We start from the raw sequence: 1,610 nt of genomic DNA, 5'->3' as shown, positions 1-1,610 counted from the left end.
GAGGTTCATGAAGCGGTCCATCAGGTCATGCGCGACGGCGCCGGAGGCGGCGACGATCAGGCCGCTGACCGTGCCGAGGACAGTGGCGAAGGCGAGGGCGGAGATGATGGCGAAGAGGGTGACGCCGAAGCTTTTGGCCAGGAGCGGAGCCGACATGTTGTTGTCGGTCAGGTCGACCACGCCGTTGACCATCGCGCCGAGTCCCATGAACAGGGTGAGCAAGTAGAACAGGCCGATGGCGGCGATGGCCACGATGGTGCTCTTGCGGGCGGCGCTGGGGGTGGGGACGGTGTAGTAGCGGATCAGGATGTGCGGCAGGGCGGCGGTGCCCAGGAAGAGGGCCAGCATGAGGGAGGCGAAATTGAGCTTGTCCATGCCGGTGGCGCCCTTAGCGGCGTCGACCTTGAACCTCAGGCCCGGCCGCAGGATGTCGCGGCCCGAGGTCGGTTGCTGATAGAAGACGGTGACGGTGTCGTCGCCGTCGGCGACCTTTTTGCTGAAGAATCGGACGATGGTGCTTTCCTTGATGGCCTCGATGAACTGCAGAGCGCCGAGGTTGGGGGCTTCGTCGACCGGCTTGCCCTGGTAGACGAGCTGCTTGAGGTGGCCGGCCTGCAGCGGCTTGGTCTCGGTGATCGGCACGCCGTTGTAGAGCACGCTGACGGGGGTTCCGTCGGCGTCGGTGACCGGTTCGGCCAGTTCAGTTTTCCAGTAGGCCTCGGTCAGGACGGGGTTGCCCTGGTCGTCGGCGGTCAGGTGCCACCAACTGTCCTTGCCTTCATTGTTGAGTTTGACGAAGGTAAGGCCGTCGGCCGGGGTGGTGATGGACGCCAGCGTGTAGGAGGAATCCTGAAGCTGCGGGGCGCCGTCGGCGGTGAGCGTCACCGGCAGCGTCTTGAATTCGTGGTAGGCCTCGCCGCCCGTGTGGTTCGGTTTGGTGGCCAGGCCGTGGTAGAGGGTGACGATGACCAGGGTGATCGAGAAAACGATCAGCAGTCCGCCCTTGAGGAACTGGACGTAGGTGGTGGAGGCCATGCCCGCGGTGGCCACGATGACGATCACGATCGCTCCGACCATCATCACGCCGAGCCAGTGGGGCAGGCCGAGCAGCGGCGTGACCAGCACGCCGGCGCCGACCATCTGCGGGATCAGGTAGCAGACGGAGACCACCAGCGTGCTGAGGGCGGCGGCGAACTGGATGCCCTTGGAGTTGAACTTGGCGTCGAGGGCGTCGGTGAAGGTGAACTTGCCGAGTCGTTTCATCGGCTCGGCGACCACGAAGAGGGCGACGATCCAGCCGGCCAGATAGCCGATGGAATAGAGGAAACCATCGTAGCCGAAGGTGGCGATCATGCCGCAGATGCCGAGGAACGAAGCGGCTGAGAGGTAGTCGCCCGCGAAGGCGATGCCGTTGACCGACCAGTGGATTTGGCCGCCGGCGGCGAAGTAGCCCTTGGCGTTCTTGGTGCGGCGGGCGAAGTAGTAGGAGATCCACAGGACGAAGGCGACCAGTGCGATGAATACGGGTAACGGCCCAGGGTGACGTTTCGTACATTACTCGGTCTCCTCCTGCTCGTCGGCGTCGGCGCTGACCACGTTGAGTTCCTCTT

The 1,610-nt window shown here is 64.3% G+C and carries 1 protein-coding gene; it reads right to left on the bottom strand.

Annotated features, from left to right (window positions below):
• The coding region (locus GXY33_08810) for a cation acetate symporter (GenBank protein ID NLX05231.1) at positions 1 to 1,518 on the bottom strand (1,518 nt) is incomplete at its 3' end.
• Positions 1,519 to 1,610: the final 92 nt, after the last annotated feature.

This window comes from Phycisphaerae bacterium (assembly GCA_012729815.1).
Lineage (GTDB): Bacteria > Planctomycetota > Phycisphaerae > JAAYCJ01 > JAAYCJ01 > JAAYCJ01.
The sequence above is the reverse complement of the archived record's forward strand: the minus strand, read 5'-3'. Positions and strand labels throughout refer to the sequence as shown.